This is a genomic window from Bacteroides sp. AF25-5LB, from assembly GCF_003602965.1.
GTDB classification, from domain to species: Bacteria; Bacteroidota; Bacteroidia; order Bacteroidales; family Bacteroidaceae; genus Bacteroides; species Bacteroides uniformis.
Map to the genome: position 1 here is coordinate 74856 of NZ_QTMC01000016.1, position 24866 is coordinate 99721.

The 24866-nt window shown below is 38.2% G+C and carries 23 protein-coding genes and 1 pseudogene; 18 read left to right on the forward strand and 6 right to left on the reverse strand.

What is annotated here, in order from left to right:
• Positions 1-141 precede the first annotated feature (141 nt).
• From DWY57_RS16225 to DWY57_RS16240, 4 genes are all read left to right on the forward strand, one after another.
• Positions 142-1041, forward strand: a complete 900-nt coding sequence (locus DWY57_RS16225) for a response regulator transcription factor (RefSeq protein WP_119962081.1) — start codon at positions 142-144, stop codon at positions 1039-1041.
• A 44-nt stretch (positions 1042-1085) separates the two neighbouring features.
• Positions 1086-1868: a Cof-type HAD-IIB family hydrolase gene (locus DWY57_RS16230; RefSeq protein ID WP_117974365.1), complete on the forward strand. Its 783-nt coding sequence runs from the start codon at positions 1086-1088 to the stop codon at positions 1866-1868.
• A gap of 44 nt (positions 1869-1912) precedes the next feature.
• The gene (locus DWY57_RS16235) at positions 1913-2491 is read left to right on the forward strand and encodes a Crp/Fnr family transcriptional regulator (protein WP_117600331.1); all 579 of its coding nucleotides are present in this window, start codon (positions 1913-1915) and stop codon (positions 2489-2491) included.
• Between the two features lie 64 nt (positions 2492-2555).
• On the forward strand, positions 2556-2978 hold the full coding sequence (locus DWY57_RS16240) for a GNAT family N-acetyltransferase (protein ID WP_117600330.1): 423 nt from the start codon (positions 2556-2558) through the stop codon (positions 2976-2978).
• A gap of 730 nt (positions 2979-3708) precedes the next feature.
• Here DWY57_RS16240 and DWY57_RS16245 read toward each other — a convergent pair.
• Both DWY57_RS16245 and DWY57_RS16250 read right to left on the reverse strand, forming a co-directional pair.
• The gene (locus tag DWY57_RS16245) at positions 3709-4071 is read right to left on the reverse strand and encodes a hypothetical protein (protein WP_008777158.1); all 363 of its coding nucleotides are present in this window, start codon (positions 4069-4071) and stop codon (positions 3709-3711) included.
• 21 nt (positions 4072-4092) lie between these two features.
• Positions 4093-4860, reverse strand: coding sequence for a LuxR C-terminal-related transcriptional regulator (locus tag DWY57_RS16250; protein ID WP_008777159.1), 768 nt, complete (start codon positions 4858-4860; stop codon positions 4093-4095).
• Positions 4861-5013: 153 nt separating this feature from the next.
• Between DWY57_RS16250 and DWY57_RS16255 the strand changes: the two genes are divergently transcribed.
• The 3 genes from DWY57_RS16255 to DWY57_RS16265 all read left to right on the forward strand — a co-directional run bounded on the left by DWY57_RS16255 (position 5014) and on the right by DWY57_RS16265 (position 6658).
• Positions 5014-5505: a hypothetical protein gene (locus DWY57_RS16255; RefSeq protein ID WP_119962082.1), complete on the forward strand. Its 492-nt coding sequence runs from the start codon at positions 5014-5016 to the stop codon at positions 5503-5505.
• Between the two features lie 31 nt (positions 5506-5536).
• On the forward strand, positions 5537-6178 hold the full coding sequence (locus DWY57_RS16260) for an RteC domain-containing protein (protein ID WP_119962083.1): 642 nt from the start codon (positions 5537-5539) through the stop codon (positions 6176-6178).
• A gap of 156 nt (positions 6179-6334) precedes the next feature.
• Positions 6335-6658, forward strand: coding sequence for a helix-turn-helix domain-containing protein (locus DWY57_RS16265; RefSeq protein WP_008777162.1), 324 nt, complete (start codon positions 6335-6337; stop codon positions 6656-6658).
• 68 nt (positions 6659-6726) lie between these two features.
• Here the strand turns inward: DWY57_RS16265 and mobA are convergent, their stop codons facing one another.
• Entirely contained in the window at positions 6727-7176 is a 450-nt protein-coding gene (gene mobA, locus DWY57_RS16270) for a conjugal transfer protein MobA (protein ID WP_008777163.1), read from the reverse strand.
• A gap of 491 nt (positions 7177-7667) precedes the next feature.
• Here mobA and DWY57_RS16275 point away from each other — a divergent pair, with 491 nt between their 5' ends.
• The 4 genes from DWY57_RS16275 to DWY57_RS16290 are packed head-to-tail and all read left to right on the forward strand — an operon-like array spanning position 7668 to position 8935.
• Complete coding sequence (locus tag DWY57_RS16275; RefSeq protein WP_008777164.1) at positions 7668-7967, forward strand: DUF3408 domain-containing protein; 300 nt, start codon at positions 7668-7670, stop codon at positions 7965-7967.
• Complete coding sequence (locus DWY57_RS16280) at positions 7964-8269, forward strand: helix-turn-helix domain-containing protein (protein WP_008777165.1); 306 nt, start codon at positions 7964-7966, stop codon at positions 8267-8269. The genes DWY57_RS16275 and DWY57_RS16280 overlap by 4 nt, the downstream gene beginning before the upstream one ends.
• A gap of 10 nt (positions 8270-8279) precedes the next feature.
• Entirely contained in the window at positions 8280-8582 is a 303-nt protein-coding gene (locus tag DWY57_RS16285) for a DUF3876 domain-containing protein (protein ID WP_008777166.1), read from the forward strand.
• Positions 8583-8641: 59 nt separating this feature from the next.
• On the forward strand, positions 8642-8935 hold the full coding sequence (locus tag DWY57_RS16290) for a helix-turn-helix domain-containing protein (RefSeq protein WP_008777167.1): 294 nt from the start codon (positions 8642-8644) through the stop codon (positions 8933-8935).
• A gap of 278 nt (positions 8936-9213) precedes the next feature.
• On the opposite strand, the gene DWY57_RS16295 is transcribed toward DWY57_RS16290, so the two are convergent.
• Together DWY57_RS16295 and DWY57_RS16300 are read right to left on the reverse strand one after the other, a co-directional pair.
• Entirely contained in the window at positions 9214-10539 is a 1326-nt protein-coding gene (locus DWY57_RS16295; RefSeq protein WP_008777168.1) for a hypothetical protein, read from the reverse strand.
• Positions 10540-10659: 120 nt separating this feature from the next.
• Positions 10660-10851, reverse strand: a pseudogene (locus DWY57_RS16300) (tyrosine-type recombinase/integrase); the annotation flags it as partial.
• 279 nt (positions 10852-11130) lie between these two features.
• Here DWY57_RS16300 and DWY57_RS16305 point away from each other — a divergent pair.
• Together DWY57_RS16305 and DWY57_RS16310 are read left to right on the forward strand one after the other, a co-directional pair.
• On the forward strand, positions 11131-12360 hold the full coding sequence (locus DWY57_RS16305) for a site-specific integrase (RefSeq protein ID WP_119962084.1): 1230 nt from the start codon (positions 11131-11133) through the stop codon (positions 12358-12360).
• A gap of 21 nt (positions 12361-12381) precedes the next feature.
• On the forward strand, positions 12382-13584 hold the full coding sequence (locus tag DWY57_RS16310) for a site-specific integrase (protein WP_119962085.1): 1203 nt from the start codon (positions 12382-12384) through the stop codon (positions 13582-13584).
• 345 nt (positions 13585-13929) lie between these two features.
• Here DWY57_RS16310 and DWY57_RS16315 read toward each other — a convergent pair whose 3' ends face one another.
• Complete coding sequence (locus DWY57_RS16315) at positions 13930-14157, reverse strand: winged helix-turn-helix transcriptional regulator (RefSeq protein WP_243634702.1); 228 nt, start codon at positions 14155-14157, stop codon at positions 13930-13932.
• Positions 14158-14783: 626 nt separating this feature from the next.
• On the opposite strand from DWY57_RS16315, the gene DWY57_RS16320 reads away from it, so the two are divergent.
• The 5 genes from DWY57_RS16320 to brxL are packed head-to-tail and all read left to right on the forward strand — an operon-like array spanning position 14784 to position 24835.
• A complete protein-coding gene (locus DWY57_RS16320; protein ID WP_016268717.1) occupies positions 14784-14999 on the forward strand; it encodes a helix-turn-helix transcriptional regulator in 216 nt (71 codons plus the stop codon).
• A 4-nt stretch (positions 15000-15003) separates the two neighbouring features.
• The gene (locus tag DWY57_RS16325) at positions 15004-17505 is read left to right on the forward strand and encodes a phosphoadenosine phosphosulfate reductase family protein (RefSeq protein ID WP_119962086.1); all 2502 of its coding nucleotides are present in this window, start codon (positions 15004-15006) and stop codon (positions 17503-17505) included.
• Between the two features lie 2 nt (positions 17506-17507).
• Complete coding sequence (locus DWY57_RS16330) at positions 17508-20930, forward strand: hypothetical protein (protein WP_119962087.1); 3423 nt, start codon at positions 17508-17510, stop codon at positions 20928-20930.
• Positions 20931-20932: 2 nt separating this feature from the next.
• Complete coding sequence (pglZ, locus tag DWY57_RS16335; RefSeq protein WP_119962088.1) at positions 20933-23326, forward strand: BREX-4 system phosphatase PglZ; 2394 nt, start codon at positions 20933-20935, stop codon at positions 23324-23326.
• Positions 23327-23344: 18 nt separating this feature from the next.
• Positions 23345-24835 (forward strand): BREX system Lon protease-like protein BrxL, encoded by a 1491-nt coding sequence (gene brxL, locus DWY57_RS16340; protein ID WP_119962089.1) that lies wholly within the window; start codon positions 23345-23347, stop codon positions 24833-24835.
• The last annotated feature ends 31 nt before the right edge of the window (positions 24836-24866 follow it).

A 24866-nucleotide genomic window follows, 5' to 3' on the forward strand; every position in this document is an offset into this window, starting at 1 on the left:
ATATAATCCGTAATAAGGGTAGTGAAAGTATCCGGATTTTCCTCTAATTTTGTAATTGGGATATTGTGAACGTTTGGAAAACATATCCTTAACGATTTTAGATATCTGAAGTTGCAATAATTGAGAATGGCTTTATAGGTGATGAAAGACAATACATTGGACATAAAGACTGTATGTGAGTGTAACCGGTGTTTGGGATGCAAAACGCTGCATCCCCAGGTAAGCATTATTAATCTGGAAAATCCTAATGTGTATCAGGATGCCGTGAAGTTTGAGTTCTATGCTATCCTGCTGATAGAGGATTGTGAAGGGGGATGCGACTGTTGCGGGCGGAAATATTATGATTATTCCAATGCTACGATGGTATTTCTTACTCCCGGCGAGATATTCCGGATGAACAAGAATAATACGCTTCCGGACAAAGGCTGGCTGCTGGCATTTCATCCCGATTTATTGCTTTGTACTACGTTAAAGAATCATATCGACAACTATACTTTCTTTTTCTACCGCAAAGAGGAGGCGTTGCATCTGTCACAGCGCGAAACGGCCAAAGTGACGTGTTGCTTTGAGAATATCGAGGATGAACTTCATCATTCCATTGATACGCATAGCAATACCATCTTGTCCCGTCACATCGAATTGCTGCTGGATTATTGCTCACGTTACTATGAGCGGCAATTCATCACCCGTGAGAATAAGAACAAGATGATTCTGGGGAAAATGGAAGGGATATTGGACGAATATATCACTTCCGGAAAGTTGCAGGAGGGGAAGCTGCCCACTTCCGGATGCTGTGCCGGAAGACTGAATCTTTCGACGGCTTACTTTGATGATTTGCTGAGGTTTGAAACCGGCAAGACATTGGCTGAACATTTCCAGCTCAAATGCTTGTACACGGCCAGGAAGATGTTGTCGGAAGGCGGTAATACACCTGCTGCCGTAGCGCGTCGGCTGGGCTATCCGAGTGTGCAATATTTCAGTCTGGTGTTTAAGAAAGCAACGGGAGTTGCACCGAATGAATATAGATATTCACAAAATTGAGATGAGGGAAATATATATAATTTATTAGACCAAAATATTTTATAATGGAGACCAAAGCTATATTTTTAGATGTAGACGGAACATTGGTGAGTTTCGACACTCACCGCGTTCCGCAGTCGGCTATCGAAGCGTTGCAGCAAGTTCATGAATCCGATATAAAAATCATAATAGCAACTGGGAGGGCGTTTACCGATCTTCACGAACTTGAAGAGATTCCATACGATGCAGTGATAGCTTTGAATGGGTCCGATTGTGTACTGAGAGATGGCACTCCTATATCTCGTAAACAGATTCCCGAAAAGGATTTTCAGAGGGTACTGGTATTGGCTCAACATTATGGGTTTGCTCTGGCTATCGAAACGAATAAAGGTATTTTTGTCAACGAACTCAATCCGACCGTCGTCGAATTGGCCAGGCTGGTCAATCACCCTACACCGCCGGTGGCAGACATTGAAAAGGAATTTATGGGAGGCGAATGTTGTCAGTTATGCATATATTGTGATGAAGAAATGGAAAAAGAAGTTATGGCACAACTTCCCGGACTTTCTGTTTCCAGATGGAACCCTTTCTTTGCGGATGTCAATGTGACGGGAGTAAACAAGGCTATGGGTATCAATGAGTTTGCTTCCTATTATGGATTTGATGTTTCAGGAACCATCGCTTTTGGTGATGGCGGGAATGATATTTCCATGATTCGTGCAGCCGGGATGGGAATAGCTATGGGAGGAGCTTCTGAGGCTGTGAAAAGCGTTGCCGATTATATAACGGAGACGGTGGATGAGCATGGTATCCGGAACGCTCTGGTTCATTTTGGTATTGTGGAATAAAAATCGGCTGTCAAAACTTATAAAAACTATAGTCAGTGAATATTATGCTTTTAGAAAAACTGCTTAAAGAATTTAATTTTAGCATCAATACTTTTAATTTGGAGGAATCTAAGTTATTTGACCGATATTTTGAGCGGATATTGATTAGTAAAGATACATTTTTGATTAAGGAAGGAGAAATAGAAAGATATAGTTATTTCGTTTATGATGGGATGTTACGTTGTTGGCTTTTGAATCATAAAGGGGAAGAGCAGATTTTTTGGTTTTGTAAAGAAGGTACGTTTTCAATGTCGAACATATCTTTTACCTTACAAACAAAATCTGCATTTAATGTGCAGACAATTGTAGATAGCGTTATTTACCGAATAGACAAGAAGCGAGTAGATGAACTGTATACTGCTATTCCTAAGGTGAAAACTGTATTTGAAGATTTGAATGCTATACTACTGAATAAACTCTTGAAAAGAAATATCGACCTGATTAAATATTCTCCTGAACAGTATTATCTACAGATGATTGAAGAATATGGCATTACATTAAACTATATACCACTCAAAGATATAGCTTCTTATTTGGGTATCACGCCGCAAGCACTAAGCAGAATCCGTAAACGTATTTTTTAACCTGGGTTCAGTGCATTGAATGTATAAGTTCCGAACTTTGCGGCTTTAAATAGCAATTACAATTATGATTAGAAAAATTAAAGTTACGGATTATCCACGTTTGATAGAAATTTGGGAAAGTGCAGTATTGAGTACACATGATTTTCTTAAAGAGGAAGATTTTCTATACTATAAGGAACAGCTTCCGGTATATTTTCAGTATGTCACTCTATTCGGATTTGAACAGGAGGGAATCTTAATCGGATTTATGGGAATTGCAGAAGGAAATCTTGAAATGTTGTTTATTGACAATAATTATCGAAGCATAGGAATTGGGAAAAAACTGGTTACTTATGCCATAAATCATTTGCAGGTAACGAAAGTCGATGTGAACGAGCAGAATATTCAAGCTGTCGGTTTTTATAAATATATAGGCTTTAACGTATACAAAAGGTCCGATTTGGACGGAGAAGGTAAAGAGTATCCTATTTTACACATGCAGTTGTAGCCCGCATCCAATTTTAAATAAAGATGTAATTGACAGCACTACTTTTTCTTTTCATTTACAGATTTAATTTCTGATAGTAAGAACTTAACGATGCTTTTTTACCCTAATATCTATTAACACCGATTTAGGGCTTATTCTTCACTTTCTTCGTACAAATACTGCATTTAAGGGGGCAATCCCGTTGCATGCAGTGTCGGAAGTGTGGCTTTTACTCTCCGGATGTGGGTACTTTTTCCCTTGATGTTCTATGTGTAATGTGGAGAAGCTTGATGTATAATTCCCAAATCCTTATCATAAAACCTCCGTGATAAAAAGTATGGGATATTATGGATTCTGCCTATATCTTCTTCAGGTCTTACCCTTATCCAGGGGGCGATCTATCCATTCATTGCTGCTCAGTTTCTTATTCTTGCGATGTAAATCTGAGAAGGCTGAAACCCGAAAGTTGCTTGTGCACCGGATATTTCGACTTCCCATTTTTGTCGGAAGAATAATAAAGTAAACCTCTGAAATTTAATAATTTCAGAGGTTTACTTTATTATTCGCGGTGCGTACGGAAGATGAACCTTAGTTTTATTCTTCACATACTCAATATCTTAGCAATCTCTAAAATCTTTCTCCCACTAATAACCCCACGTGCGCAATTCTTTAGATTGCTTGGTGTTGCGGTGGTTGTTTGAGTTGGTGCAAAGATAGTAATATTTAGAATGTATTTCTGCTTTTAGGCAAATTAATCTTCAATAAGTTGTTCAGTTTCCTTTAACTTATTCTTGGTGATGTCTGCACACATTCTTAATATGATTTCATTATCTTTCTTAATTTGCTGTTTTTGATGTTCATCAAGGGAATTATCTTCATCTACTCTATTATTAGACTGATTAATTATACATTCAACAGCTTTATCTACCGTTGTAGATTTTATTTGAGATTTATATCCCATTGCATTAATAATAATAACATTTAAAAATTCAGCGCATTCAGGAATGCGAATGAAAACTTTTAAACATTTTACCATGTTTTGCGATTGTGTATCTTTATTTTTAGACAGAATATCTATAAACAAATCTACTATTGTAACATTTTTATTTTCCATTTTATTACTATTATATGATATTTACTTATTGAACAAACCTAATCTTTGAGCAAAATTTACAGCCTCAATCGAATTATTGGCTTTTAGCTTTTGCAATATATTTTGTCTATGAGTATTCACCGTATTGATGCTAACTTTCAAAGTGTTTGCTATCTCTTTACTTAACAAGCCTTGCTTCATCAAACGCAAAACCTCCAACTCTCTATTTGTTAAAGGTTCATCCAATGTATCAGATAAATCTATAAAAATCTGTTCTCCAGTTTTAAAGTTATATAGGTGGCTTTTAATAATTTCTGATTCATGGCTTGCGTCAACATCAATAACCGACAGCATAAGCCAAATATTGCCTGATTTATCCAACTCAATGACCTGTTCCTGCTCTATTATACGGATATATTCACCTCGTAGATTCCTCACCCGCATTTCATGAATGGCTTTATAGTTCATTTTTTCTTCATTGGAGAACGAACTCAATATCGAATAGATTTTCTTTCTTACAATTAATCCGTAGTATATATCATCTGGATGTATAACCTCTACTACTGGCTGATGCCCGTCTATAAACAATCTATGGGAATCAAGCCCATATAATTCAGGAATGTTATCAGAAACAAATACAAATTTTTTAGTGTAGCAATCAAACGCCAACACAATACTGTGCGTAACTTCCGAGAGTTTTTTCCAGTCCTTTTTCCTTTCTTCGAGAATGGAATAGTCTACCTCATCAAGTAGTATGTTTGATGTCGGGAGTAAGTTTATTATTTGCTTCTCAATTTCCTCAATTATCATATTTTAAAAATATCTGATTATTAGATATTTGCACGTTCTCTCATTATAAATGACTATTGCCTTTAGAGTCTATTGCTTCTATCTTTGCACAAAGATAATGAAATCAGTATAAGTATAAGATAAATAGATGTTTAATATTTTAATTCATGTAGTATGATAAAGAAAATTTGTTTAATGACACGTGGCGGAAAAGAGGTTGTAGGACGTAGAGTAGTTGTTACTTCTGAGTTTGAAGCTAACAGGGAAAATATTTGGTGTAAAATTCAGGATATTGATACCTTAAGAGAAATTTGCAAGCCAAAAGCCAGTTTTGTATCTTATAATAATACTTCTCCTACTTGGAAAGAAGGGAAATCTTTTTGCTTTAAAATGTTCCTACATGGATTTATTCCAGTAGGAAAACATACAATAAACGTAATCAAAATGGATAAAAGCACAGGAGAGATAGTAACAAATGAGTATAATAAAAAAGTAACTATATGGAATCATTATATCAACATGGAAGAAATTTCTCCTAATGTAACAAGATATACAGATATGGTTGATTTATATGCAGGTGGTTTAACAGCTCTTGCCGCTTGGTGGACGCTTAAATTTTATAAACATAGGCAGAAAAAATGGCAGAAGATAGCAAAAAACTTATAAAACAATTACACTTTTTCTTCTAAGAAATATTATGCCAAAATGGGATTTAACAGAAAAGCAAATATATAAATTGCTAAAGCATCCTTGCCAAAAGGAAAAATCTGTGATAGAAGAAATAACTTCTGCATATCTTGAATTTGTTGAAGATTTATTCGATTATCTCAATAAAGAGCACGATAATAAAATACGTATCAGGCAATTAAATATGAGTTATATAGATTTTGGAACAATAAAAGCATTAGAAGAAACTTCTCCTACTGAAAATAGTAAACTGAAAATTATATATCTTGATAAACTCTTGTCTTTAATAAATATGGAACAAGAACTAATCTATCGCCAAATGGAATATCCAAAATTTTTCATCAATATAGAATCTGATTGGAAATCTCCATTCTACTTAAACAATGAGGTTATTAAAATTGTAGATATAATGGAATTGGTTTGTGGTATTTTTTACATCAAAGATGGAATAGTTCGGATTGATAACAAGGACATATTTTTAAGTGATGTTGCCCGGATTTTTGAAAAGATGTTCAACATTAATTTTGGAGATATATACAAAAAAGAAAATGCGGTTATCAAAAGGAAACCTACTAAAATAACAGAATTTTTAGATAGCTTGAAAGTCGCTATTATAAAAAAGAGCAGAGATAATGGTTATAACCATTTGTAAAAAGGAATTTTCTGTTATATTGATAATCAACGTACTACAAATTATTTATGGGGGATTAGGTGTACCATTCCCCCATTTTCTTTGCTTCCCTTTTCCGAACTTTGCTTCATCAATCGATTGGTAAGCATTAGTGTATAACCTGAAAAATGAAGCAATATGTATGTAGATAGTTACGAGTTCAAAGACTGGATGCAAAAGCTACTTGATAAACTGGAAGAAGTCGGCAAAGATGTAAAGAGTTTGCAAACCAACCCAGAAGTAATGCCGAATGACAAACTTTTGGATAATCAGGATTTATGCCTGCTGTTCAAAGTCAGTACCCGGACATTACAGAGATTAAGAAGCAAAAAACTGCTACCCTTTATGATGATTAGCGGAAAAGCCTACTACCGGGCTTCCGATGTGCGTGAGTTCATAAAGGAACGGTTCGATGTGGGCACGCTCCGAAAGTTCGAGAAAGAACACGGAGCGAATAAGTAAGAGTGAAATTCATCCCGGAGCTGTACACGTGGCAGTTTCGGGATGTTTTTCTTTTGGCAAGTCTGTATTTACTTCCCTGCTGATATTGTTCCCTCTTCCCTATAAGATGCTTCAAACTGTTTGGTAAGCGCAATAATCTGCTGGTTCGTCTTTACCAGTTCAACAGTATATCGTTCCAGTTTGTAAAGCAAGGCAAGTGCTTTCTTTTCCGCAAAATTGGAATGGAGTTCTTTCACCGTTTGGTTATACAGTATGCCTATGCTCCTGAATTGTGAAAACAATTGGGAGAGTTGGATGTAATAATCTACCTTGCTTTTATCAATTCTAAGCACCTTAAACGATTTCCCGAAAATACAGTTCTTAATGAAATGCGCCTTTACCTTGTAGCCTGATTGGTCATAAAAGGCTAAGAACTTAGCGTTCTCCACATCGTCTAAATTAAGAGAATAGCGGTGTGTTCGTGGGTCAAGTTTAGGCTTGCGCCCACCTTTGTTAAATGGCTTCTTTTTCTGTTCCATAATGATAATTATTTACTGATTTTACGACTTCGGAGTAAAACCAACCACCTTAAAAGGTGGCAAGGTTTTGAGGCACAAAAAGCGAAGCGCGGGCCTCAAAACACAACTTGCTGTTATCATGTGATAACAAAAATCTTCCCTATAGTCAGATTGCAAAAGCAAGCGGTTTGGCTTTATCCTCTGTCTGTTTATCAGTTGCAAAATTACAGACAGTAATTCCCTCCCGAAATATAGGCGGTTGCGCCAAATTGTGACATAAACAGACAAAGTAACCCCATTTTTAAAAGCGTTTGTTTTTACCTCTTTCTTTGCTGAAAAATGATTGAGTGGTGGCAATATATAAGACAGTAAAACAAGGTCTGAATATAGTTTTAAACCATGTTTGAAAGCTATTTAAAGATAAAGGGACATAGTTATAAAACTGGTTTGCATTTTTTCAATCAGTATCGGGAATCAATCAACTTATTTATAAATCATTAAAAATTAAATGTATGGAAGAAGTAAAACAATCATTACAGGAAACAGCAAGTAAGGAACGGGAAAGTTATAAATCGGTGTTCCTTAAAAAACGGTCGGTTTGCAACCGTCAAAGCGTGTACATAAGCGGAGAGATACAAAAACGTATCGTTCAGATTGTAGGCGTGATTACAAACAAACAAGTAAGCATCGGAAATTTCATTGATAACGTACTGGAAGAACATTTAGGTGCGCACAATGATGTCCTTTCGGCTCTCTACCGGGAAGAAATACAAAAAGGAATATTCAACCAGCCAAAAGAAAAAGACGTATGAATATCGTAACTATTGAGGAACAGACTTTTAAACAAGTATGTGGGCGGTTCTCCGGTTTCATCAGTCAGGTGGAACGGATTTGTAAAGAGAATACCCACCAGCCGGAGAAATGGTTGTCAGGTCGTGAAGTGTGCGCCCTGCTCGGTATCAGCATCCGAAGTTTGCAGAACTACCGGGACAGTGGCAAATTGGGTTACTCCCAAATCGGTAATAAACTGTACTATAAATCTGCCGATATTGAAAGACTGATTGCAGAATGTACGGAAAACAAGAAAGCGAATTATAAATCAAACAATAAATAAATATTGCCCTATGAAAAAGAAAGAAGAAAATAATACAGGAGTAAACCAGTCATTCAAATTGTCTGTTATTGTCGGAATATGGGAAAGTTTAAATCTTCATCCTACGGTGATGATATACCAAAGCAAGAGAAAGTATTTCCTTTCGATGCTCCATTTATCGGATAACGGACAGGCAAAACCAGCCGTTTACGAGATACAGAAAGAAGATAGCCGTTACTTCATCGTTTCAGCCTTTAAACGGCTTTATATAAGCTATGATGCGGTCAAAGATAGTATTTCCTTATCTTACTATGGCGAGTATCTGCGTAACTGACAAGGTGTGTGCCTGTCATCATTTAAACCAATTATAAACCAATAAAACGATATAACAATATGGAACTGATAAACGGCAACAGTGAGATAATTAAGGATTTCTTTCAGTCTATGGAAAGAATGTTAGAGGGTATCGGTAAACTGGTAAAAGAAAGCAAACCACACCTGAACGGCGAAAAGTTTCTAAGTAACCAGGAAGCATCCAAATATTTGAAAGTAAGCATCCGGACGCTGCAAGAATGGAGAGATACGGGCGTTATCCCTTATATTCAGATAAAAGGCAAAATAATCTACCGTGAAAGCGATATAGAACGGCTTTTGCAGACCTATTACAACAAGGAACGACAGGAATGACCTACCGTCCTAAAAAAATACATTTTTTCCGAAACTGACTAAGAACATTAACTCTACCAGTGTAGTAATCCGTCTGTGCAAGCCTTTGGAAGAAAATACTACCCGGAGCGTAGCGCAGGCGTGGAGATTTTCTTTCAAACCCGTAGGGCTTGGACTTGAACGGACGGAATACGGAGCTTACCTTTGTTAATGTTTTATTCAACTTCGGAAAGTCTATTTACAGAATGAATACTTATAGTAAATTTATGGTTTATCATATTACGAAATAGCAAAATCTATTATTCATCATGTGTCGTTATCAATCTAATCATTTTGTCTAACAATGGTTTTGTCTTTATTTCGACATCTTTTGATTTATTGACCATATTTGAGAAAGCTATGAAAACAAGAAAAGCTTTCAATATCGCACTATCAATATTAGTTGTTATCAGTGGTTCATTATACTGTATTTGCATTAATCCTGATATAGAGAGAAATAAGAAGTATGCTAAATAAATAAGAAAATTCACATTATTCTTATTGATAACATAGAGAGCTAATTCAGTCTGAACAGCTTCATATTTATGGTTTTCCCAATTCTTCAATGGAGAGTGTTCTTTTATCATCCAATGAATAAATTTTGCCCCGTGAACACTGATAATAGAACCTACTGCAAGTGTAATGAAAAACATAGTCTCCCATGAAATATTCAGACCAAGCAAGAAGTTTAAAACTATCACAATTACTATAGGTACTCCAAATGCATATGCCCCCAGACACATGTAGCTCATTAAAACTATTATTGTTGGATGCATTAAATTGAACAATATCTTAGTAATTACTATTGGTAAAGAAATTGCAAAATTAATTGTCTTTACTATTCTATTTTTACTCTTACTGATTAGTGATTGTAAAAGCATAAATATAACGATATATCCAATAAAAAAAACAATGGCTTTCCATTCTAATTTTATTATTATCCATGAGTATAAAGAAGTTAAAGCAATACCTATGCTAACAAATGCGAGTATAATTAATGAAAGTTTTACTTTTTCGGGTATTGTAATCTGTGTCCACCATTTAATAAGACTCCTTATTTCTATAACTTTTTTATGTTCAGGATTTATACATTGTATGGGTCTTTTTATAAACTCATGATATGCATGTTCTGTTTTTGTAGGCTTATGATACTTCAATTCATATTCTAAAATTTCTCCATTAGATAATAACACTAACATATAAGTACCAGTTATAATACCGTATGTACCTTTTGTATCTTGATGGAATTTACGCTTCACTTCATAGACGTTTTTATCATACCTTTTTAATTCATTATGCAGACGTAAGTTCACATTTTTGTTCATCATCATCTCCTCTACCACTTCATTATCTTTACATGGATAAACACACCAGTACATAAAAGTAAACATAAATAAAAACAGTAGGGGAAATAAACTATAGGTAGTATTAAAGCATAGATATTCAGCAAGTATCACAGTTCCAATACATGCACCTATAATTATAATTATTAATGGTTTCTCCATTGGTTGTTTCATATTATAGCTAAAACAAAGATTTCCTTCTTTGTTCTTCCAAGTCCTTATGCTCTTTGTTGTCGTATTCATAAAAAATAAGTGCTTATATAATAATATCACAAATACAATTATCTGCTGCTTACCAAAGATATAGTTATTATATATATTATCAAAATACTCGTTAGAGATTTATTGATAAAAAGCAAACATCTACTGTTTTCTATTAAAGTTTTTTTCTACGTTTATCATATCACGCATAATGGAGCTATCCAATATCCGTGCATAATGCTGTGTCGTTCTGATATTGGAATGTCCCAAAATCTTAGATACATTTTCCATTGATACATCATTAGCGAGAAAAACAACGGTAGCCGCAGTATGACGGGCGGTGTGGAAAGAAAGAAGTAATATGAGTAATGGCAACGAAAAGAAATCATGACGCAATTTGTTGGTAATTAACTATTTCTCTATATTCTTCAACATGAGGAAAAAGCAAAAAAGCGAGGCTTATTGAGAATATTCAGTTACCAAATCGTTAGCAGGGCTGTTACCGGCAGGGATAAGGTAACGAAGAGTGGATCAAACAATTTAAAACAGCGATATATTACATTGATTGTCATAGTTTTGCATATCAAAGAACGCTTATAAAACAGGTAAATTTGCCACTAAAAATATAAGCGTATGAAAGTAGAAAAATTCAAGGTGTTGCTCTACCTCAAAAAGAGCGGACTGGACAAATCCGGCAAAGCTCCGATAATGGGACGCATCACCGTTAATCGGACGATGGCGCAGTTCAGCTGCAAGCTCTCCTGCACTCCCGAGTTGTGGAATCCCCGTGAAAGCCGTCTGAACGGCAAGAGCAAGGAGGCGGTGGAAGTCAACGCGAAAATCGACAAGTTGCTGTTAGCGATAAACTCCGCGTTCGACTCCCTTGTGGAACGAAAGACCGATTTCGATGCGACAGCAGTCAAGGAAGCCTTTCAAGGCAGCAAGGAGACGCGGATGACCTTGCTCAAACTCTTCGACAGGCATATAGGGGAAGTCAGGGCACGTGTAGGCATCGATGTGTCTCACCGCACCTTGCCCAACTACCTTTACACCCGTAACCGTCTCGCTGACTTCGTCAGCAGCAGGTTCAAAGTATCCGACCTTGCTTTCTGCCAGCTCAACGAGCAGTTCATCCGGGAATTTCAGGAGTTTGTCGTGATAGAGAAAGGTCTGGGCGTCCAGACAGTGCGCCATTACCTGGCTATCCTGAAGAAGATTTGCCGCATAGCCTTCAAGGAGGGATATTCAGACAAATATTATTTTGAACACTACAAATTACCCAAGCAGAAGGAAACTGCTCCAAGAGCGTTAAGTAAGGAGGATTTCGAGAAGATACGGGATATAGAGCTTACCAGATGCCGCCCGGAACACTCCATTGTCAGGGACATGTTCCTTTTCGCCTGTTATGCCGGAACCTCGTACGTGGATGTGGTGGCCATCACTCCCGACAACCTGTCAAGGGACGACAACGGGGCATTGTGGCTGAAATACCGCCGGGGGAAGAATGGGCAGTTGAGCCGTGTTAAGCTGCTGCCCGAAGCGGTAGCCCTTATCGAAAAATACCGTGACGATACACGGGGCACACTGTTTCCCGTAATCCCGTATCAAGCCCTGAAATGGTGTCTGACGAGCATCAAAATGAAAGCCGGTATCAAGGGGCGTCTGTCCTATCACATGGGACGGCACTCGTTCTCGACCCTCATGACCCTTGAAAACGGCGTACCCATCGAGACTGTCAGCAAGATGCTGGGGCACGCGGATATAAGGACCACCCAAGTGTATGCCCGTGTAACCCCTAAGAAACTCTTCGAGGATATGGACAAATACATCGAAGCGACAAAAGATTTGAAACTCATTCTCTAACCCTATAAATACACTTTGATTATGCGAAGCACTTTTTCCATTCTATACTACATCAACCGTGGCAAGGTCAAAACAGACGGAACTACTTCAATACTGTGCCGTATCACCGTTGACGGCAAGAGCAGTGTATTTGCCACCAGTTATTACTGCAATCCCAAAGACTGGAACGCCAAGGCAGGGGAAGTAAAGGATGCAAGGACAAACAATCTCCTTGTCGGACTCCGTTCCAAAATTGAGACCTCATATGACAATCTGTTGAAGGATGCGGGTATGGTCACGGCAGAAATGCTCAAGAACGAGATTACCCATGTAGCAACCGTTCCGGTCACATTGCTGAAAGCCGGGGAAGAGGAGCGGGAACGGTTGAGAATCCGTTCCGAAGTGATAAATTCCACTTCCTCTTACCGCCAGTCCAAATCCTCGCAGGCATACCTGCACGAGTATCTGCTGTCGCTGGGTATGCGGGACATCGCCTTTGAAGATATTACCGAAGACTTCGGCTGGGGCTACAAGCTTTACCTGAAAACCAAAGGCTGCGGGAATGGGCATATCAACCACTGCCTTACATGGCTGAACCGTCTTATCTATATTGCGGTGGACAGGGAGATACTCCGTTTCAATCCGCTTGCGGATGTCCCCTACGAGAAGAAACCGGACTACAAGTTGAAACACATAAGCCGGGCGGAACTGCAACGGATCATGGAGCTGCCCATGTCGGAGAGGTTACAGGAGCTTACCCGTAGGGCGTTCATCTTTTCAGCCTTCACGGGGCTGTCATATGTCGATGTAAAACGGCTTTATCCCTCGCATATCGGAACGAGCGCGGACGGCAGGAGGTATATCCGTATCAACAGGAAGAAAACCGATGTGGAATCCTTTATTCCGCTGCATCCCGTAGCCGAACAGATATTGTCGCTGTATAATACCACTGATGACAGCAGGCCTATATTCCCCCTACCCAAGCGTGACATGTTGTGGTACTGCATACACGAAATCGGGATAGTGGCAGGAGTGAAAGAGAATCTCAGCTACCACGCGAGCAGACATTCGTTCGGAACCTTGATGCTTTCGGCAGGTGTGCCGATCGAGAGCATCAGCAAGATGATGGGGCACACGAACATCCGGACCACGCAGGGATATGCCAAAGTGACCGATGATAAAATCTCCGAGGATATGGATAAGCTGATGACAAGGAGACGTGAAAACGGGGCATCTTCCAATTAGAATCCCTGTTTCGCGGTCGCCCGCTTCCTCGCCGCCCATGGAAGTTAGTACAGACTTCATTGAAAGTGAAAAAGTCGGGCGGCAGGCCGTTTCGGGCTGAATCTTCCTCCTTCGGAGCGTATTCAGCCCGAAAACTTTTTCCCTTTCACGTCTGTACAATGGACGCCGTCGGCAGCGGAAACAAGCGACCGACGGAAAAGTCGGAACAAAAAAACAAAAGAGAAACAGCATACGGTCAGTAGAATACTACCGGTCCGTATGCTGTTCCGATATCCTATAGGAGGGATATTTTTTTGACAGCCGAATGAAGCGGGCAGGCGGCAAACTGCGCTCCCTCCAGAAAAATCAATCCGTTTTTTCGACCACCTGCCAATATCCGCCTTTGTCTGGTCCGATTCGTCGGAGTACCCCGTCCGCTTTCAGCCCGGCAATCTGTTTTTCCACGGCTTTGGGGGGTATCCCTATCCGCTTGGCAAGTGCCGTTGCGCTCAGTGTGTTGTCCTGTGAAAGCAGGGCGATGATTTTCTCCCTGCTTTTTGAGTTTATACTACTTCTCTCTATTGTAAATGACATCCAAAAGTTCGTTTGCAAGTTTGATGTCTGTAACTTTTACAATACTATATTCTTCTGTTGGATAATCAAGAATATTGACGCTGACATATCAAATGGTAGATATAGTCAAGCAGCCAGATTATGACCGTATGGATAATGATTTGAAGTCTCGTCATATCAAGATAAAAGGCGAAGCTCCCAATAATATATGAATAGGCAGACATCTTTGAACTCAATAAAGATAACGATAAAATCCGCCAAGTGCGTAAATGCGTAAAGACGTAGAAATCTGCGAGAAAGCGGTACGAAAACGAACAGCTCTTACTGAACAAGTTAGAATCACATAACAGTCTGTAAAGGAGCAGTAGGACAAGGCAAAGTTTATCAAGGGCAAGACGATCCAAACAAATAAACCTAATTTAGTTTACAATAAGTATAAAAATATTATAATTTGTAAAAAAACAGAAGTCGCAAGATTGTATTGTTTGTTCGACAATTTCCTGTTTGATTATTTTACGGCTTTCATATTTTTGAAATAATACGCCATGTTTTTGAAATAATATTCCAAGTGTTAGCGATAATAATTGGGGAAATTACTACCTTTGCAAAATTTTAAATGGAATCATGCAACATCAAACATCCGTATCATGCAGAAAGGTGCAAATATCAATAGAATAAAAGCAGTGCTTGCGGAACAAAATAGAACCAGTAAATGGCTTGCTGGAGAATTGGGCAAAGATCAGGCCACTATATCAAAGTGGTGTACCAATACATACCAACCAAGTTTAGAAACTTTGGTAAAAGTAGCAGGGCTGCTTAATGTTGATGTAAGAGATTTGATTGTAAAAACTGAAATTAAATAAGTTCATGTATAAGATAGAATGGGATAAAGAAACAGGAGGTGTTTTGTTAAGTTCCAAAGTCTCGAAAGAGACTTTGGGCATTTCGCCTCGTCCTGTTTGGTTTGAAGAACTTGATTTACTTGGACTTGACAAATTAGGATATGTATATCCGCAGTCAGAGGCTCCACTTATGTGGGCAGTTAATAAACAATATTTCTATCGTGGCGACTTGGTGTTTCAGGCTAAAGGGGCAAATTTGTATGATTCGGCTACCATAACTATTATGCCGGGATTTGAGAATCTTGAACTTATCCCGATTGATGTCAAGAAAATGATAGAGAGAAACCGCGATATTATGTTCTTGCTGGAGAGCGAAGCCATTGAATTTATACGCGAAACATTCTTCATCTATTCTACAGCTTCTAAAAAATTCAATGAGATAAAAGCCAATCAACTTGATTTTGAAGCTATCGCTGCATCTATTGAGCAAAAACAAAAGCGGAAAATGGCTATTGTCAAGGAGGAGTGCGACAGCTTCGATGTAATGCCCTTGGATATTGCAGAGCAACAAGGTAAACAACGACTACTTGCCACCAAAATTGATGTTTTTTTGGCATCATTTTCAGGCGGCAAAGATTCACAAGTAGTCCTTGATCTTTGCACAAGAGCTTTACCGCCCAGCGTTTTCGAAGTGATATATAGCGACACTGGGTATGAATTGCCGTCATCGCTCGATCTTTACGAAGATGTCAAACGACACTATTCTGCGCTTTATCCTGGACTTAAATTTTCCACCGCTCGCAACCACGCTTCGGTGTTAAGCTATTGGGATAAGATTGGTACGCCGAGCGATACCCATCGTTGGTGCTGTTCAGTAATGAAAACCGCACCTCTTTACCGTTCTCTTAAAGTCCAGGGTACAAACAAGCAAGCTAAAGTTCTTACTTTTGATGGTGTAAGAGCAGAAGAATCTGCCCGTCGTGGCAATTATGAACGTATGGGTAAAGGTGTAAAACATTCAACAGTTGTAAATGCTCACCCGATATTATATTGGAATACATCGGAAATATTTTTATATTTATTCTCTTATGCTCTACCTATTAATGATGCTTATCGTTTAGGAAAATCAAGAGTAGGGTGCATTACTTGCCCTTACTCTTCCGAATGGGATGATATGATAGTAAGCCGTTGCTATGGTGCAGAATTAGAACCTTTTATTTCAAGAATTTATGATTGGTCCAAGCAAGAGGGTGTCAAAGACTTGGAAGTATATCTAAAAGAGCGTAAGTGGAAATTTAGAGCTAGTGGTAAATTTATGAAAATTTCCACGCAGGTGAATTTCAAGAACTCTCCTAATAATTTCTACGCCCAAGTAAAATCTGCAAAATTACCCATTACTGCGTGGTTGCCCGTCTTGGGTGAATTCACTCTCTTTAATATCTCTAATGAATTTCACGGAGATATAAAATATAAAAATACTGTCTATTCTTTTGAGATTAAGGGGAATGATACAGATTATACTTTTTATATTAAAGGGATTAAAGATTTATCTCTTATCTCTTTATTGAAAAGAGTTATATACAAAGCGGCATATTGTATTAATTGCGAATCATGCGAGGTTGAATGCCCAACAGGGGCATTGTCCGTTTTTCCAAAAGTAAATATTGATTTAACGAAGTGCATCCATTGCCACAAATGTTTGAACTTTCACGACAGAGGATGTATCGTTGCTAATTCTATAAGTATGACAACAGAAACAAATATAAAAGCGAAAGCAGGAATTGATAGATACAACACCTTTGGACTCCACGAAGAATGGATGAGCGAGTTTCTATTAAATCCTACTGAGTTCTGGGACTATAATGGACTTGGACCAAAACAAGTTCCGAGTTTTAAAAACTGGCTCAAAGAAGCTGAAATAATAGACGCTAAATTAAATCTCACTGAGATTGGGAACGTTTTATCTGAAATATATGTTGATGACCCCAACTTGGTTTGGTCTGTGGTTCTTACTAATCTTGCTAAAAACTCATTCATTGTGAATTGGTTCTTAACTCATATTGTGCCCGGACAAATTTTCGATAAAAATTCTATTTCAGAAAACATTTCGGAAGAATATCCAGTTTACGGAAAGCGAACAGTTGACAATGCAGTCTCGGCGTTATTCCAATTATTTAAGTATTGTCCTACGGACAGTGCTTTTGCTATAGCTGAAGAAATTGAAGGTAAGCAATATCGACGTAAATCTTTTGAAGATTTATCCGATACCGCTTTAGCTTATTCTTTGTATCGATATGCTGAAAATGTTGGATATAAATCTTTTCGCGTTTCTGATTTAAAAGATTCAAAATCAGAACTTGGTCCATTCGTTGAATTTGGAATTTCGCTTTCTGGATTAGAGAAAATATTACGAACCCTGAACTCAGCTAACAACCGTTTACTTGTAGCAGAGTTGAATATGGGGCTTGACCATATTACCTTGCGAGAAGATGTGAATCCAATCTCTATTCTTAAAACTTTGATTTAATTATGGCTACTAAGTATTCTGATATCGTTGATTTGCGCTCTGGGCGTAGCACATATTACCTCGAAGAAGAGAAAGCTGGGGATTGGAGTGTATTCATTGTAAACGACCAATTCAATGATATACTGCGTACTGTAGTCCGCTCTGTAATGAACAATGACCTCGATGCGCATAAGTCTTTTTGGATAGAAGGAACATATGGTACGGGAAAAACTCATGCCGGAGCGGTGCTAAAGCATCTACTTTGTGACGATGTTAGTGCTATTGAAGAATGGTTGCTTGGGGAATACAAATTACCGAAATTTGAGGGCTTGTGCCAGTCTGTTTTCGATCTCCGTAAAAAGAAACGGCTGTTTCCCGTTACCTTGTATGGAGCAAGTTCAATTGCCCATCCTGATGACCTCTCCCTACAACTTCAACAAAAGATACAAGAGGCTTTAATCAAAGCCGGACTTACAGACCTTGAAGTAAAGACCGACTATGATACCTATATCAAGCACATTGATGAAAATCAGCAGTTTTGGGAAATGCTTATAGAACAATCTCCAAAACTTTCAGCGGTTACTCCCAATGTGGATAAGTTGCGTAAAGAACTTTCCGACCTTGAACCAAAAATATTGCGTGTGGTGCAAGATGCTTTGCGCGATGCCGGCTTTCATATCCGTATGGAAAATGCCAATATCACACAATGGTTTTTTGAAGTTCAAGAGAAACTGAAAGAGAAAACCGAATATGACGGACTACTGATTATTTGGGACGAGTTTACGACCCTGCTCACTCTTGATATAGGTCTTAATATCTTGGTTCAGTTACAAGAGCTGACTGAACGTGCTATGGCACAAGAGAATGACAGTTATTTCCTTTTCATTTCTCATCCATCGGCTCTCAACTCTCTAAAAGCGGAAGAACGTCAAAAAACTATTGGTCGCTACCACTATATGAAGTACAACATGGAACCCGTGTCGGCATATAAGATTATGTCGCGCAAGTTCCGTATGACTGGTACCAATGAAGAATATTTGTCTGTTTTCAGTCCCGTTTTAGATAAGTTTGATAATCTTATCAACCACTATACGGAAAATTTGCCTAATGCAGTGGAAACGACACGCGATATCAAGAGTTTGATGCCAGTACACCCTGCAACCGCTTTACTCGCCACATTCTATGCTCGTGAAGCGGGTTCATCTTCTCGCAGTGTATTCCAATTCTTGGGAGAGAACGAAACCGTAAGAGAGTTCTTGAACAACGAAGTCGTTTTTGCCAAACGTGATACAATTACAGCAGATTTTCTTTGGGACTATGTGATTGGTGAGTTTAACGAAAATGTGACAAAATTCGGAGCTGTTACCGAACGCTACAACACCTACTGCTCAAACATTGAGAATGAAGGTGAAGTGGCAATGAAAGTATTCAAAGGAACACTTTTGCTTAATGCACTTAATAACATTGCTAATCATAAAGAGGTAACTCCAAGCGAGGAGAATATTCTTCGTTTGTTTGAGGGTACTTCGTTTGCAGAGCAAGTTGTCGATGTCCTTACAATGTTTGATAACAAAGGCTATATTCAACGTGCACCAGGTAACGTGTTTTCTATTCAGTTCACAGCTCTTCCCACTAAAGAAATCGAAGACGCAAAAGAATCGTTGCGCAACCGTGAATTTAAATACTTATCACAAGTTCTTACTTTCAACGACTCAGCATCTAAGGAAGTCGACAAAATTCTCATTAATCTTTGTCGTCCGTATACGTTTAAATTCTATTCGTTGGATATAAATGAATATACCTTATTCAATAAGATAGAGAACGGTAGAAAAGATGCTAAAGGTTACGAACTATTCTTAGCTTTGTTGTTTGGCAAGACAACTACTGAAATTCAGACTTTGCGTGAATATGCAGAACATGCTTCTGTTGATCCACGCTTTGCCGACACTTGCTTTATCGTTTTCGATGCTCCTTTCGGAGAAAAAGAATATGAGCGTTTCATTGAATATCAGGCAAATGCTAAGTGTGCACAAAAATTCAATTTCACCGATCAATATCAGGCACACGTTAAGAATGCGGCAAGTATTCTCACCGACTATATCATCAAGAATGTGCGTCGTGAAAATTTCTATCTGTATTTGGGAGAAAGTCATAATACGTATTCGGCTTCAAAATTGACCTCTACGCTTGATCGTGTCATTGCGCCACGACTGTTTTGCAAAGGTCCAGAAGCGTTGGAGCAATGTGTGGGTAAATCTAAAACCTATTGGAAGAAAGAATCTACCAAAAAGATTGTGCAGTTAGTGTTGAGTTTTAACACGAAAACAGACATTATAAATCAGCTCAATGCTCAACAATCATTGGTAAAGATACTTCTTGAAGCAAGCGTGGACGAAAATCTTGAGTTCAAGCCGGATATTGACCAACAACGTAATCCATTGTATCTTGTTTACAAGTTTGTAGAGGACAAGATAAAAAGAACGGATAAGCAGAATCTTTTTAATCTTGCTGAAAAGTTTGAAGAACTTTCATATCCTCCATACGGCTTGTTCCAAACGTGTTCTTGTATGGCGATGTTGGCTTTTGCCCTCCGTCCGTATATCGGCAAGATGTTTGACACTAACGGTAAGCCTCGTGAAGCACAGCATTTGGTTGAAGATGTAGTAGCCACATTTGATTGTTGGGAAAAGGGTAATAAAAACCCAAAAATTTCATTCAAATTTGAAACCAAGGAAGAAGGACAGTTATGCAAGTCACTTATCAAATGTTTTTCTTTAGATTCATTGAATGGCTATCACGACATAAGCAGTTTGAAAGATGCTCGTTGGGCTATTTTGCATGAATACTCCGTTCTAAAGGGGTATCCTCTTTGGGCGTTGAAGTATGCCATACCAGCAACAATAAAGAATGCAGGTCTTGAAGAACCTGCTCAAAAGCTCATAGATGATGTACTTACTATTTGTTTTGAAACCACACACCGCAACCCATCTATGATGGTTGACATTGTGGAGGGTATCAAATCAATGAACTTTGAAATCAGAGCATGGTTCAAAGATAATACCTACTTCAAACAAGGCTTTGAGCAATTCCTTATGTCAGAGCCGAATGTTGCCCTTCAGTCCGAAGATTTAGATAAAGCATTTGCCTTTATCAAACAGAATATGCAGGGAGAAATTGGACTTTGGGGAGAGACTGAAGTGCTTGATCAACTTAAGAACTGGGCATTGTCACAAAAGCCAGCACCTACTCCTACACCTCCTATACAACCTATACCGGGTGGTGCAGCCCCTATTCCCCCTGTGCCACCGACAGCGCCCGCACCGGGAAGACGTGAACAGGCTAAAGAAAAAGTTCAGTTTATAAACAATGTAGAAGATGCTAAAGACATACTTCTTCGGCTTATAGAACTTGATATGGAAACGATTATAGACACCATACTCGAATAATTATGTACCAAGCATTCGAGAATTTTGACTATCTTCTACAATGTGTCGAAGAGGATAAAGTTTCGACAGGGATAAACGCTGCTTCGGCAGGGCGTTTCCCCGTCAGGTTTGTCATGTTCAACAACTTCAAGGATTGCTATGATTTTGTTGACCACCTGACCGATAATGGTGTGGAACTTCAAAGCGTGGATTGTTGGTTGGATTCACAATATCCGGATTTATTGATTACATACAGCAAACTTTCTGATAAAATTTGCTCTTTCGTTCGCAGTAAGGAAGACAATGATATTGTCATTGCACCATTCTCCGAACTTGCTCGTTTTTATAACAACAATAAACCCGATATAGAATTTGATACGCTAATTTCTGACATTAAAGCGATTCAAGCATCGCATATTGCCTATAGAAATCATCAACGAGTTTACATTCCTATAGTGGGATTGGAAGCGAAGATGTCGAAGTTTTATAATGATAGTCAGATAACGGTTTGGGATTATAAAAATCCTAAACCACAGCGAAATTATCGGTTAATACTCACTAATGGTTCTACGTATGGGGTTAATGGTTTGGATAATAATTATAGCGTGGTAAGCTCTGTTTCAGAATGGCTACGCCTTTGGCGTGACCAAAGAATGAAACGGGATATCATTTGCACCTCTCGCTCCATATTTGCTTATGCAGAGTACGCACAACCCGACAATGCTTTCGATTTTGTGCCATGTAATTCAGTCCATAAGTTTCTCACCAATGGATTAGGGCTTCACCTTAGTTTTTTATCTAGCAAAGAAGCAGATAAGCATTGGTTGGAGTTAGCTAAAGAAATCAATATTGAGTCTTTTGATTTCAAGACTTTTTTCAATGCTAAATTCGACATACACGCTCTTGCTGGTTTTGAAGTTTTTGTCAAAACTTGGTTTGAAAACGAACTTCCATTTGATCGTTGGTTACTCACTTCATACTATCAGGAAAAGTTCTGTTCAAAAGGATATATTTGTGAGTCCATTAAAAATTTGAATGGATATACCAATTCTGACTTGACTCAAGCAATAGCTCTTACAATCTTCAACCTTGAAAATCCCGAAGATTATTTGTATGAGCGAAGTGCTATCCTATCTCATATATACAAAGAGAAAGTGGTACTTTCTGAAATAATTCAGCACAAACTGATTGAAAAAATCAATCAAGTTGTTGAAACTTCCGGATATAGTACAGCCTTGCAATATGTGTCACTTGTCACTAACGCAGAAAAAGCACTTTTGATTGACTGGGTTAGCCATTCCTATATTTCAAAAGAAGATATTCGAGAACTTTATCCGCAGTTGTACTACTATCTTGGCACTTCCTTTGGTATAAAAGAAGCCGAAAGCAAGTGGGTTCTCAAATACATAGATGCTTATAAAAGAGCGAAAGTCTGTAACGTGTACACAGATGAAGTGCTTAATACCATCTGTGAAAAGAATCATGACACTATTAAATTCAACTCTTGGTATCATAATTTCAGTACTACTCGAACCGTACTCAATAGTCGCAAGGATATTGATGTATTTTATTGGATAGACGGTTTGGGATTGGATTGGTTACCATTCATCCAATATGTGATAGGGCTACGCAAACACGACAATTTCTTCTTGAATGAAGTTTATGTTTCTCGTGCAGATATTCCTACCAAAACAGAGAATAACAAAAAATCATTGTTACTTCTTGCAAATGACAACTTGCCGAAAGAGGGAGATTTAGACACTATTTCTCATAAAGTTCGGCAATATCCGCAATACATCATAGATGATATGGAGAAGATTGCTGAAATTATCAACAATATTCTTGATAACAATCCTGATAAGAAAATAGCTATTGTTTCTGACCATGGCATTTCTTATCTTCCGCAACTCTGTTCCGGTCTGAATTTGCCCGGATTTGAAAGTGATCATGGTGGAAGAATTGCCTCGGTGAAGAAACCTACTATTGATAATCGCTATATTATTCTTGATGATAACACTACCGTTTGTGCATTACAGCACAATTCGTTATGTGCAAAAATTCATGACGGTTCAGGTTGCCATGGTGGATGTACTCCCGAAGAAGTACTCGTACCGATATTGATAATTTCTTCGCAACCAAATGCCACTAATTGGACTGCAAAATTGCAGGATTTTGAAGTCTCTGCTTCAAATCCCGTTCTCAAGTTTGACATTCGCGGACTTTCATTTAATGACATTCCGATTGTTGAGTATAATAATGTACACTATGAATTGATTGCTCAATCAGGGAATAGTTACATTACCCCATGCCTGCCGTTGTTGCAAGATGCTAAAAATATTCGATTGATTATTGGAGATAAGTACCGCGACTTCAAACTCGAACTTAAATTAGGTTTAGAGGAAGAAGATTTGTTCTAACTGCAAAATTTTTATATTATGCGCGAAATAATATCAGAAAAGGTGCGTCAGCATTTTGCACCAATGTCTATACATAAAGACCCCAATTCAACAGATAGTTTGTTTGCGGGGCGAAATCTTCCTGCATTTGTTAAGGACTTTCTGTTAAAAAAACATCTAAGTCCAGACGGGAGCGTTGATAGAGGAAAACTGACATCATTCTTAGATATAGTTATCCCCAAAAATTCAACGGATGTTAAAGATAAATTAGCACAAGGCGAAACCCTCACTTTGTTGGTTCGCTTCATTATTTATATTGACCTCGTGAAAGGTGTTCGCCGCTTTGCTATTCCTGACATGGGTATCAAACTTAACGAGGGCGTTATCCCTGAATATGTTTATAGCCAACATACAGGAACACTTGTTGACGGAGAACGTTGGGGTATCATTAAATTGGCTCTCTTACCTGATGATGACGGCAAAAAGAACCATGTAGAAATGGTGGACTATAAGCCATTTAAGCCTTACAAGTCAGTTGATGTTAATTATTTACGTGATGCTCGTAAATCGTTTACTACCGATGAATGGATTGATTTGTTGCTATCCGCAATGGAATACGATGCAGATTCTTTTGAGAATATGCACCAAAAATTGGAATTTCTTACTCGTCTGTTCATCTTCGTTGAGCCTCGATTGAACGTAGTTGAATTAGCCCCTAAAGGAACTGGTAAAAGTTATGTTTTCGGTAACCTCTCCAAATACGGATGGCTTGTCAGTGGCGGAAAAGTTACTCGTGCAAAACTTTTCTACGACAAGCAGAAACAGCAGAATGGTATTATAAAGAACCATGACTTTACTGTTTTTGATGAAATTCAAACAATCACTTTCCAAGAGCCTTCTGAAATTCAGGCAGCGCTAAAATCATACCTTGAAAGCGGTAAGACCACCATAGACAATAATGAATTTTCGTCAGAGTGTGGCTTAATGCTGATGGGAAACATCCAACTTACTTCCGAGCGTCTGCCTCAAAGTAAGAGATATTTTGATGCATTACCTTTGTATTTCAGAGAGTCAGCTTTGCTTGACCGCTTCCATTGTTTTATTGAGGGGTGGTATTTACCGCGCATCAACAAGAGTATGATTTATAAAGGTTGGACTATCAACGTAGAATATTTCTCTGAAATATTACATTCGCTCCGTACCGAAAATTCATACGGGCTTTTGTTTGACGACCTTGTCGTATATGACAAGAAAGCAGATATGCGCGATTTCAAAGCTGTAAAGAAGATAGCCACAGCAGCTATGAAATTGTTATTTCCTCATTGGAAATCCGTTGAAGATGTTAATCTTGAAGAATTCGACCTTTACTGTTTGCAACCAGCAATAGAAAGACGCGGCATCATTAAGGAACAATGTCACTACATTGATTCAGAGTTCAAAACTTCTATGCCTAATTTTGGGATTAACAAGGGCATCATGAATAATACAGACCCAGATGGTCAGGGTATGGAAGAAAATGAGTTATTTTAAAGATTGAATTATTTTCAAGTGATTTTATAGG

Coding starts and splice junctions, on each gene's coding strand:
- DWY57_RS16225 (WP_119962081.1), top strand. CDS start 142: ATGAAAGACAATACATTGGACATAAAGACTGTATGTGAGTGTAACCGG.
- DWY57_RS16230 (WP_117974365.1), top strand. CDS start 1,086: ATGGAGACCAAAGCTATATTTTTAGATGTAGACGGAACATTGGTGAGT.
- DWY57_RS16235 (WP_117600331.1), top strand. CDS start 1,913: ATGCTTTTAGAAAAACTGCTTAAAGAATTTAATTTTAGCATCAATACT.
- DWY57_RS16240 (WP_117600330.1), top strand. CDS start 2,556: ATGATTAGAAAAATTAAAGTTACGGATTATCCACGTTTGATAGAAATT.
- DWY57_RS16245 (WP_008777158.1), bottom strand. CDS start 4,071: ATGGAAAATAAAAATGTTACAATAGTAGATTTGTTTATAGATATTCTG.
- DWY57_RS16250 (WP_008777159.1), bottom strand. CDS start 4,860: ATGATAATTGAGGAAATTGAGAAGCAAATAATAAACTTACTCCCGACA.
- DWY57_RS16255 (WP_119962082.1), top strand. CDS start 5,014: ATGATAAAGAAAATTTGTTTAATGACACGTGGCGGAAAAGAGGTTGTA.
- DWY57_RS16260 (WP_119962083.1), top strand. CDS start 5,537: ATGCCAAAATGGGATTTAACAGAAAAGCAAATATATAAATTGCTAAAG.
- DWY57_RS16265 (WP_008777162.1), top strand. CDS start 6,335: ATGTATGTAGATAGTTACGAGTTCAAAGACTGGATGCAAAAGCTACTT.
- mobA (WP_008777163.1), bottom strand. CDS start 7,176: ATGGAACAGAAAAAGAAGCCATTTAACAAAGGTGGGCGCAAGCCTAAA.
- DWY57_RS16275 (WP_008777164.1), top strand. CDS start 7,668: ATGGAAGAAGTAAAACAATCATTACAGGAAACAGCAAGTAAGGAACGG.
- DWY57_RS16280 (WP_008777165.1), top strand. CDS start 7,964: ATGAATATCGTAACTATTGAGGAACAGACTTTTAAACAAGTATGTGGG.
- DWY57_RS16285 (WP_008777166.1), top strand. CDS start 8,280: ATGAAAAAGAAAGAAGAAAATAATACAGGAGTAAACCAGTCATTCAAA.
- DWY57_RS16290 (WP_008777167.1), top strand. CDS start 8,642: ATGGAACTGATAAACGGCAACAGTGAGATAATTAAGGATTTCTTTCAG.
- DWY57_RS16295 (WP_008777168.1), bottom strand. CDS start 10,539: ATGAATACGACAACAAAGAGCATAAGGACTTGGAAGAACAAAGAAGGA.
- DWY57_RS16305 (WP_119962084.1), top strand. CDS start 11,131: ATGAAAGTAGAAAAATTCAAGGTGTTGCTCTACCTCAAAAAGAGCGGA.
- DWY57_RS16310 (WP_119962085.1), top strand. CDS start 12,382: ATGCGAAGCACTTTTTCCATTCTATACTACATCAACCGTGGCAAGGTC.
- DWY57_RS16315 (WP_243634702.1), bottom strand. CDS start 14,157: ATGTCATTTACAATAGAGAGAAGTAGTATAAACTCAAAAAGCAGGGAG.
- DWY57_RS16320 (WP_016268717.1), top strand. CDS start 14,784: ATGCAGAAAGGTGCAAATATCAATAGAATAAAAGCAGTGCTTGCGGAA.
- DWY57_RS16325 (WP_119962086.1), top strand. CDS start 15,004: ATGTATAAGATAGAATGGGATAAAGAAACAGGAGGTGTTTTGTTAAGT.
- DWY57_RS16330 (WP_119962087.1), top strand. CDS start 17,508: ATGGCTACTAAGTATTCTGATATCGTTGATTTGCGCTCTGGGCGTAGC.
- pglZ (WP_119962088.1), top strand. CDS start 20,933: ATGTACCAAGCATTCGAGAATTTTGACTATCTTCTACAATGTGTCGAA.
- brxL (WP_119962089.1), top strand. CDS start 23,345: ATGCGCGAAATAATATCAGAAAAGGTGCGTCAGCATTTTGCACCAATG.